Source organism: Pseudarthrobacter sp. 1C304 (genome assembly GCF_052245515.1).
GTDB lineage: Bacteria > Actinomycetota > Actinomycetes > Actinomycetales > Micrococcaceae > Arthrobacter.
The window spans coordinates 116,846-126,189 of record NZ_JBQQCH010000011.1; the positions used below are offsets into that span (position 1 = coordinate 116,846).

Here is a 9,344-nt window from a genome sequence, read left to right on the forward strand (position 1 = left end):
GCTGCCGGCCGGATCCGAAATTCGGACGTAGCCATTGTACGCAGACCGGCCATGCCTTCGAGGACACCGGCGGCGGTCTGTGCCGCCGCCGGTGTCCCTACCGCGGAACTCAGTCCTCGAGGTCCACTTCGCGCACCATGTCGGCGCCGATTCCGGCCTTGATGGCGTCCAGGACCTGCTGCGGGACGGAGCTGTCGATGGTCAGGAGGGCCAGCACCTGGCCGCCCTCGTCCTGCCGGGCCACCTGCATGCCGGCGATGTTGATGTTGTTCATGCCGAGGATGTGGCCGATGGTGCCGATCACGCCGGGGCGGTCCGCGTAGGCCACCACCACGAGGTGTTCGCTGATGGGGATCTCCACCTCGAAGCCGTTGATGCCGACCAGTTTCTGGACCTGCTTCGGGCCCGTCAGGGTGCCGGCCACGGAGATCTGCGAGCCGTCACTCAGGGCGCCGCGCAGGGTCAGGACGTTGCGGTACGACTCGGTGTCCGGCGTCGTGATCAGGCGGACGTTGATGCCGCGCTGCTCGGCGATCACCGGGGCGTTGACGTAGGAGACCTGCTCGGTGACGACGTCGGCGAAGATGCCCTTGAGTGCCGCGAGTTCGAGGACCTTGACGTCCAGTACGGAGATTTCGCCGGCCACCTCGACGTCGAACTGGGTGAGCGAGGCGTGGGTCATCGCGGTGAAGATGCGCCCCAGCTTCTCGATCAGCGCGATGCCGGGCCGGACGTCGGGGGCGATCACGCCGCCGGCGACGTTGACCGCGTCCGGAACGAGTTCCCCGGCGAGGGCCAGGCGGACGGACTTGGCGACCGAGACGCCGGCCTTCTCCTGCGCCTCGTCCGTTGACGCGCCCAGGTGCGGGGTGACCACCACGTTGTCCATGCCGAAGAACGGCAGGTCGGTGCTGGGTTCCTTGACGAACACATCGATGCCGGCTCCGGCGATGTCACCGGCCTCGAGCGCCGCGTGGAGCGCCTCTTCGTCGACGAGGCCGCCGCGGGCGACGTTGACGACGTACGCGGTGCTCTTCATCTTCTTGAAGGACTCGGCGCCGAGCATGCCGACGGTCTCCGGGGTCTTCGGCATGTGGATGCTGATGAAGTCGGACTGCGCCAGGAGCTCGTCGAACGTCACCAGCTGCACGCCGAGCTGGGCGGCGCGGGCGGACGTGATGTAGGGGTCGTACGCAAGGATCTTGGTGTCGAAGCCCTTGAGGCGGGCAGCCACGAGGGCGCCGATCCGGCCCAGGCCGATGATGCCGATCTTCTTCTCGAAGAGCTCGGTGCCGGTGTACTTGGAGCGCTTCCACTCGCCGCCCTTGAGCGCGGCGGACGCCTGCGGGATGTGGCGGGCGAGGCTCAGGATGTGGCCCACCGTGAGTTCGGCGGCGGAGACGATGTTCGAGGTGGGGGCATTCACCACCATGACACCGGCCTGCGTGGCGGCCTTGATGTCGACGTTGTCGAGGCCGACACCTGCGCGGGCGATCACCTTGAGGTTCTTCGCGGCGGCGATGGCTTCGGCGTCCACCTGGGTGGCGGAGCGGACCAGGATCGCGTCGGCATCGGCGATCGCAGAGAGCAGCTGGGAACGGTCCGCGCCGTCGGTCTGCCGGATCTCAAAGTCCGGGCCGAGGGCGTCGATCGTGGCGGGGGAAAGTTCCTCAGCGAGGAGTACAACAGGTTTGGTGCTTGTCACCGGTGACCTCTTTAGCTCTCTTGTGTTCAGGTGGGGATTTTGGTGCAACGTGTGGTGCGGGATGGTGCTGTACAGCAAGGAAGCCGGACCCCAGGATCTGGTGTCCGGCTTCCTTGCCGGGCGGAGACTAGCGGGCTGCGGAGCCTTCGACGTAGTCCGCGTCCTGCTGCTGCCAGGCGAAGAGCGACCGCAGCTCGCGGCCGACGGCCTCGATCGGGTGTGCCTCGGCCTTGGCACGCAGTTCCTTGAACTCCGGTGCGCCGGCGTCCTGGTCGTCGATGAAGCGCTTCGCGAAGGCGCCGTCCTGGATGTCCTTCAGGACCGCCTTCATGTTTTCCTTCACCTCGGGGGTGATGACGCGCGGGCCGGAGACGTAGTCGCCGTACTCTGCGGTGTCGGAGACGCTCCAGCGCTGCTTGGCGATGCCGCCCTCCCACATGAGGTCCACGATGAGCTTGAGCTCGTGGAGCACCTCGAAGTAGGCGATCTGCGGCTGGTAGCCGGCCTCGGTGAGGGTTTCGAAACCGTACTGGACCAGCTGCGAGACGCCGCCGCAGAGGACAGCCTGCTCGCCGAAGAGGTCCGTCTCGGTTTCTTCGGTGAAGGTGGTCTTGATGACGCCGGCGCGGGTGCCGCCGATGGCCTTGGCGTAGGACTTGGCCAGGTCCCAGGCGGCGCCGGACGCGTCCTGTTCCACGGCGATGATGTCCGGGATGCCCCGGCCGGCTTCGAACTCGCGGCGCACGGTGTGGCCGGGAGCCTTCGGGGCGACCAGGATGACGTCGACGCCCTCCGGTGCCTTGATGTAGCCGAAGCGGATGTTGAAGCCGTGGGCGAAGGCCAGGGCCTTGCCGGGGGTCAGCTTGTCCTTGATGGAGTCGTTGTAGATCGCACGCTGGTGCTGGTCCGGTGCCAGGATCATGATGACGTCGGCCCATTCGGCGGCGTCGGCGACGTTCTTGACGGTGAAGCCGGCGTCCTCGGCCTTGGCGATCGACTTCGAGCCTTCCTTGAGCGCGATGGCGACCTCGACGCCGGAATCGCGCAGGTTCAGCGCGTGGGCGTGGCCCTGGGAGCCGTAGCCCACAATGGCAACCTTGCGACCCTGGATGATCGACAGGTCTGCGTCGTCGTCGTAGAACATTTCAGTCACTTTGCGTAACTCCTCGTTAGTGGTTTTCGGTGATGTCTTGGGGTGTTGCGGTCACGCTGCGCTGGCCCTGCTGATGCACTGCGCCGGGCCCGGTCTCATGCGCTGCGCAGGGCCCGGTCGCTCATGGAGCGGGATCCCCGCCCGACGGCCAGGGTGCCGGACTGCACGATTTCGCGGATGCCGAAAGGCTCCAGCACTGAGAGCAGCGCCGTGAGCTTTTCCGGATGGCCTGTTGCCTCAATGACCACCGACTCTGTGGAGACGTCGACCACTGATGCGCGGAACAGGTCTGCAGCCTGGGTGACCTGCAGCCGTGTTGCGGCATCCGCACGTACCTTGACCAGGATGTGGTCACGCTGTACGGAAGATTCGGAGGTGAGCTCCACGATCTTGATCACGTTGACCAGCTTGTTCAGCTGCTTGGTGATCTGTTCGATGAGCTCGCCGTCGGCGTCGACGACGACGGTCATCCGGGACATGCCCGGTACTTCCGTCGGGCCGACGGCCAGGGAGTTGATGTTGAAGGCCCTGCGGGCGAAGAGGCTGGCGACGCGGGTCAGCACACCGGGCTTGTCTTCGACCAGGACAGAAAGTGTGTGGCGGGTCATGGTCAGTCCTCCTCTTCCCATTCGGGGGTCATGTTGCGGGCAACCTGGATCTGGTCGTTGCTGACTCCGGCGGGGACCATCGGCCACACCATGGAGTTGGGGCTCACGACGAAGTCAATGACCACGGGGCGGTCGTTGATTTCCAGTGCCTTCTGGATGGTGGCGTCGATGTCCTCGTCGCGGTCGCAGCGGAAGGAGGCGCAGCCGTAGGCGTCCGCGAGCTTGACGAAGTCCGGGATCCGGACGGTGTCGTGGCCGGTGTTGAGATCGGTGTTCGAGTAGCGGCCCTCGTAAAAGAGGGTCTGCCACTGCCGCACCATGCCGAGGGAGGAGTTGTTGATGACGGCAACCTTGATGGGGATCTTGTTGATAGCGCAGGTGGCCAGTTCCTGGTTGGTCATCTGGAAGCAGCCGTCGCCGTCGATGGCCCACACCACGCGGTCCGGGTTGCCCACCTTGGCGCCCATGGCGGCCGGCACGGCGTAGCCCATGGTGCCGGCCCCGCCGGAGTTCAGCCAGGCGTGCGGGCGTTCGTACTTGATGAACTGGGAGGCCCACATCTGGTGCTGCCCCACGCCTGCGACGTAGACGCCTTCGGGGCCGGTGAGCGCGCCGATGCGTTCGATCACGCGCTGCGGGGCGGTGAGGCCGTCGTCGGGTTCGGTCCAGCCCAGCGGGTAGGTCTCCTTCAGGTTGTTCAGGAAGGCCCACCAGTTGGTGTAGTCCGGGGTGCCGGCGGTCTCGAACAGGGAGCGCAGGGCCTCGGTCAGCTCCGGAATGATCTCCTTGACCGAACCCACGATCGGGACGTCGGCGGTGCGGTTCTTGGAGATCTCGGCCGGGTCGATATCCGCGTGGATGACCTTGGCGTTCGGGGCGAAGGACTTCAGCACGCCAGTCACCCGGTCATCGAAGCGGGCCCCCAGGGTGATCAGGAGGTCCGACTGCTGCAGGGCGGTCACGGCCGAGACCGTGCCGTGCATGCCGGGCATGCCGACGTGCTGCGGGTGCGAGTCCGGGAAGACGCCGCGGGCCATCAGGGTGGTGACCACCGGGGCTCCGGACAGTTCCGCGAGTTCCAGCAGTTCCGCCGAGGCATGCGCTTTGACGACGCCGCCGCCGACGTAGAGCACGGGCTTGCTGGCTGCCGCGATAAGCCGGGCGGCCTCGCGGACCTGCTTGTTGTGGCCGCGGAGCACCGGGTGGTATCCCGGCAGATCGATCTTCGGCGGCCAGGAGAAGGTCATCTGCCCCACCTGGGCGTCCTTGGCGACGTCCACCAGGACGGGGCCCGGCCGGCCGGTCGAGGCCAGGTGGAAGGCCTCCGCCATGACATGCGGGATGTCCTCGGGGTCCGTCACCAGGAAGGAGTGCTTGGTGATCGGCATGGTGATGCCGACGATGTCCGCTTCCTGGAAGGCATCGGTGCCGATGACCCCGCTGGAGACCTGGCCGGTAATGGCCACCATCGGCACAGAGTCCATGTGGGCATCCATGATGGCGGTAACGAGGTTGGTGGCACCGGGACCCGAGGTGGCGATGCAGACGCCGACCCGTCCGGTGACCATGGCGTAGCCTTGCGCGGCGTGGCCGGCTCCCTGTTCGTGACGGACCAGAACGTGGTTCATTCGGGAGGCCATCAAGGGGTCGTAGGTGGGCAGGATCGCGCCACCGGGCAAACCAAAAATATCCTCCACGCCGAGTTCTTCGAGCGAGCGGACGATTGCTTGTGAACCGGTCATCACCGTCGGGGGTACGACGTTGTTCGGTCCAAGGACAGGAGAGACAGCAGCAGTGTCGACGCCGGCGTCTGCCGGTCGTTCGACGCGTTCAGAAGCCTTGTGGGCTCCTGCGGACTTAGTGGCCATCAGCGAGGGGCTGATCGGCGATCCTTTGCTCATCGGACTCTTCCTTTGTGGATCTACGGGGGATCTTCAGTGATCGGGGAACTGCGGGTACTGCGGCGTGCTGGTGGTGCTGTGCTGCGGGAATAAAAAAACCCCTCAGCCTGGCGGCTCTTCGAGGGGTTTGCGCGTGACGGGTCGTTAACCAGTAGCGGCTATGGAGCCACGCGCTTGGTAAGTACGACGACGACTGCATCTGCAGCGGGGCCGGTAACGATCTCGATCATGCGTTCAGTTTTCCCTCTGAGTGAGACACGTGTCAACGAGGACCGCGCGCGTCTCACTATTTGGACACCGTTGTCCGCCTGCTGGGATCCGGGAGGCGTTTCGCCCCGCCTCCCGGATCCGGTATTACCCGCAGTACGCGCCGGTGGAGGCGCTGTGGACGAGCTTCGCGTACTTGGCGAGCACACCCTTGGTGAATTTGGCCGGGAGGGGATCCCAGCCGACCTTGCGCGCGTCGAGCTCGGCCTCATCGACCAGCAGGTCGAACGAGCGGGCGGCAATGTCCACGCGGATCCGGTCGCCGTCCTTGACGAAGGCGATGGGGCCGCCGTCCACCGCTTCCGGGGCGACGTGGCCGATGCACAGGCCCGTGGTGCCGCCGGAGAACCGGCCGTCGGTGAGCAGCAGGACGTCCTTGCCCAGGCCCGCGCCCTTGATGGCGCCGGTGATGGCCAGCATCTCGCGCATGCCCGGACCGCCCTTGGGGCCCTCGTAGCGGATGACGACGACGTCGCCGGCCTTGATCTCTCCCTTGTCCAGCGCGTCCAGGGCGCCCTGCTCGCGCTCGAAGACGCGTGCGGTGCCCTCGAAGATGTCGGCGTCGAAGCCGGCGCTCTTCACCACGGCACCCTCGGGGGCCATGCTGCCGTGCAGGATGGTGATGCCGCCGGTCTTGTGGATCGGGTTGTCCAGCGCGCGGAGGATCTTGCCGTCCAGGTCCGGCGGGTTGATCGCCTCAAGGTTCTCCGCGACGGTCTTGCCCGTGACGGTCAGGCAGTCGCCGTGCAGCAGGCCGGCGTCGAGCAGGGCGCGCATGATGACCGGCACGCCGCCGATCTTGTCGACGTCTGTCATGACGTAGCGGCCGAACGGCTTCAGGTCGCCCAGGTGCGGGATCTTGTCGCCGATCCGGTTGAAGTCGTCCAAAGTCAGCTCCACCTCAGCCTCGCGGGCGATGGCCAGCAGGTGCAGCACGGCGTTGGTGGAGCCGCCGAACGCCATGGTGACGGCGATGGCGTTTTCGAACGCTTTCTTGGTCATGATGTCGCGGGCGGTGATGCCGAGGCGGAGCAGGTTTACGACGGCCTCGCCGGACTTCCGCGCGAAGTCATCACGACGGCGGTCGGCCGACGGCGGGGCGGCGGAGCCGGGGAGGGACATGCCGAGTGCCTCGCCGATGCAGGCCATGGTGTTGGCGGTGTACATGCCGCCGCAGGCGCCTTCGCCCGGGCAGATCGCCTTTTCGATGCGGGTGAGGTCCTCCATGCTCATCTTGCCGGCGGCGCAGGCGCCCACGGCTTCGAAGGCGTCGATGAGGGTGACTTCCTTTTCGGAGCCGTCCTCGAGCTTGACCCAGCCCGGCATGATCGACCCGGCGTAGAGGAAGACGCTCGCGAGGTCGAGGCGGGCGGCGGCCATCAGCATGCCCGGCAGGGACTTGTCGCAGCCGGCGAGGAGCACGGAGCCGTCGATCCGCTCGGCCTGCATGACGGTCTCCACGGAGTCGGCGATGACTTCGCGGGACACCAGGGAGAAGTGCATGCCCTCGTGGCCCATGGAGATGCCGTCGGACACGGAGATGGTGCCGAACTGCATCGGGAACCCGCCGCCGGCGTGCACGCCTTCCTTGGCGCCCTGGGCGAGCCGGTTCAGGGAGAGGTTGCAGGGAGTGATTTCGTTCCAGGAACTCGCGACGCCGATCTGCGGCTTGGCAAAGTCGTCGTCGCCCATGCCGACCGCCCGGAACATGCCGCGCGCGGGCGCGGCGTGGATTCCATCGGTGACGACCCGGCTGCGGGGCTTGATGTCCGGTGTGCTGGCTGTCGCTGTTTGGGTGTCCTCACTCATGGGTCAAAGTCTAGGGCTCCCCCGCAGGGCCCAACGACCCGGAATCAAGCATTAAGCGGAAATCCGGGAATGTTTCGACCGAATAGTGGACACTCGTCTCACCTGGTGGACCATGCCGGTCCGGCTGCACAGTTCAGGTGAGCCGCGTCACGGAGTTCCGGCGCATCGGCCACGGCGTGCGCCTCGGCTTTAAGCAGCGTGAGGACCTGCTGGATGGTGGTCCGGGCCGCGACGTCGGGACGGGCCAGGGCGACGATGCTCCGGCTTGCTTTGACCCCTGCCAGCGGCCGCAGCACGAAGCCGCGGCCCTGGTTTTTCAGGGCGGTGTAGCGCGGCAGCAGGCTCAGACCGTGACCGGCGCTGACGAGGGCCTCCAGGACCCGCAGATCGGGGAACATCTGGGCGCGGACTGCGGGCGAATCGGCCTGCACTTCGATCTGCCGGAGCACCGTGTCGAACGGGAACCCCTCGGGCACGCCCATCCACGGGAAGCCGGTCACGTCCTCGGCCCGCAGCGTCTCCTTGCCGGCGAGTGCATGCCCCTCGGGGATGGCGACGTCCAGCGGCTCATCCAGGAGCGGCACCACCGTCAGGCCCAGGCGCGCAAAGACATCGGGGCCGTCGACGCTGTGCGCCAGCACGATGTCATAGTCGGCCGTCAGGCCCGCGAAGCCTGCCACGTTGGGATCCTCGAAGTGCGCCTGGAAGCGGAGCCCGTCGATGGCTTTGACCCGGTGCAGGAGGCCGGGCAGGAACATCTCGGCGGCGCTCGGGAAGAATGCGGCTTTGACGTGGGTCTGCCAGCCGCGCCGGTAGGTGTCGATGGTTGCCTCCGCGCGCGCCATCGCCGTGGAAACCTCGGCGGCTGCCCCTGCCATGGCGAGCCCGGCCTCGGTGAGCCGTACTCCCCGGCCGGACTTCTCGACCAGGGCCACGCCCAGTTCCTCCTGCAGCGTCTTGAGCTGCTGCGAGACGGCGGAGGGCGTGACGCGCATGGCCTCGGCCGTGGCGCCGACGGTCCCCCGGTCGGCCAGCTCCCGGAGTATCCGCAGTCGCTTGAAATCCATGAACAGAGGCTACAGGGCGGGCGGCCTGGAGGCTGGACAGCCCCCGCGGGGCAGACGTACCGTCAAGCAACGGCAACCTTGCCTCATGACCAGAAAGGCTCTGCTATGGATTGGATCATCTGGCTCGTCGTCATCGTGGCGATTGTCGCCATTGTCTGGTGGCTGCTGAAACGGAACAGCTCTGGCGGCTCCGCCGGTGAGGGGACGGCTCCCGCCCCCGATAAAACGGCTCCGCACCACCACGACGCCGACCACGACCCCAGCCACCGCGGAGCCCTGGCCGGCGGCGGTTCAGCCGCCTCCGCGTCGGCGGCAGGCTTGGCCTGGATGCCTAACTCCGCCGGCTTCAATCAGGCCGAGCCGGAAACCGAACCTGAGCCCGAGCCCGATGCCGCCGCGGCTGCGGAAGATGCAGCAGCGGCAGAAGCGCACGCGAAAGCGCGGGCTGCGGCAGGGGCCCAGGCTGTCCCTGCCGCGGAAGCCGTTGCGGCGCCCGGGGCCCAGGCCCCCACGGAGCGGGCCCCCGCAGAGCAGGGTGCCACAGAGCAGGCCGCTGGGGAAAGCCCTGAGTGGGAGACCCAGTGGTCCGAGACCGCACCTGCGGAAGCCCACGGCGCCGCCCACCACGAACCCGGCCCGGGCAGCCACGCCCTGGGGGCGCCTGCGGCCGCTGCGGCCGGTGCCGCAGGAGCTACCGCAGCAGCGGGTGCCCCGGTCCACCACCCCGAATACACCGAGCCCCACGCCCCCACCCTCCCGGGCGCCGAATCTGCAGCGGCGGAGGCCAGCCCCGATGCCGCGGCAGTGGACGAGTCAACCGCTGCACCGGCCGTT

Annotated in this window: 6 protein-coding genes and 1 pseudogene; 1 reads left to right on the forward strand and 6 read right to left on the reverse strand. The window is 67.3% G+C overall.

Annotated features, from left to right (window positions below; genetic code table 11):
- Positions 1-109 precede the first annotated feature (109 nt).
- The 6 genes from serA to ACTWQD_RS17315 form a co-directional block, all read right to left on the reverse strand.
- Entirely contained in the window at positions 110-1,705 is a 1,596-nt protein-coding gene (gene serA / locus ACTWQD_RS17290) for a phosphoglycerate dehydrogenase (RefSeq protein WP_443197355.1), read from the reverse strand.
- A 127-nt stretch (positions 1,706-1,832) separates the two neighbouring features.
- Entirely contained in the window at positions 1,833-2,858 is a 1,026-nt protein-coding gene (gene ilvC / locus ACTWQD_RS17295; RefSeq protein ID WP_443197356.1) for a ketol-acid reductoisomerase, read from the reverse strand.
- A 95-nt stretch (positions 2,859-2,953) separates the two neighbouring features.
- Complete coding sequence (ilvN, locus tag ACTWQD_RS17300) at positions 2,954-3,466, reverse strand: acetolactate synthase small subunit (RefSeq protein ID WP_069952167.1); 513 nt, start codon at positions 3,464-3,466, stop codon at positions 2,954-2,956.
- A 2-nt stretch (positions 3,467-3,468) separates the two neighbouring features.
- Positions 3,469-5,367, reverse strand: a complete 1,899-nt coding sequence (locus ACTWQD_RS17305) for an acetolactate synthase large subunit (protein WP_443197357.1) — start codon at positions 5,365-5,367, stop codon at positions 3,469-3,471.
- 354 nt (positions 5,368-5,721) lie between these two features.
- Positions 5,722-7,443, reverse strand: a complete 1,722-nt coding sequence (ilvD, locus tag ACTWQD_RS17310) for a dihydroxy-acid dehydratase (protein ID WP_443197358.1) — start codon at positions 7,441-7,443, stop codon at positions 5,722-5,724.
- Positions 7,444-7,541: 98 nt separating this feature from the next.
- Positions 7,542-8,510 (reverse strand): LysR family transcriptional regulator, encoded by a 969-nt coding sequence (locus ACTWQD_RS17315; protein ID WP_443197359.1) that lies wholly within the window; start codon positions 8,508-8,510, stop codon positions 7,542-7,544.
- 105 nt (positions 8,511-8,615) lie between these two features.
- Here ACTWQD_RS17315 and ACTWQD_RS17320 point away from each other — a divergent pair.
- Positions 8,616-9,344: pseudogene (locus tag ACTWQD_RS17320) on the forward strand (hypothetical protein); the annotation flags it as partial.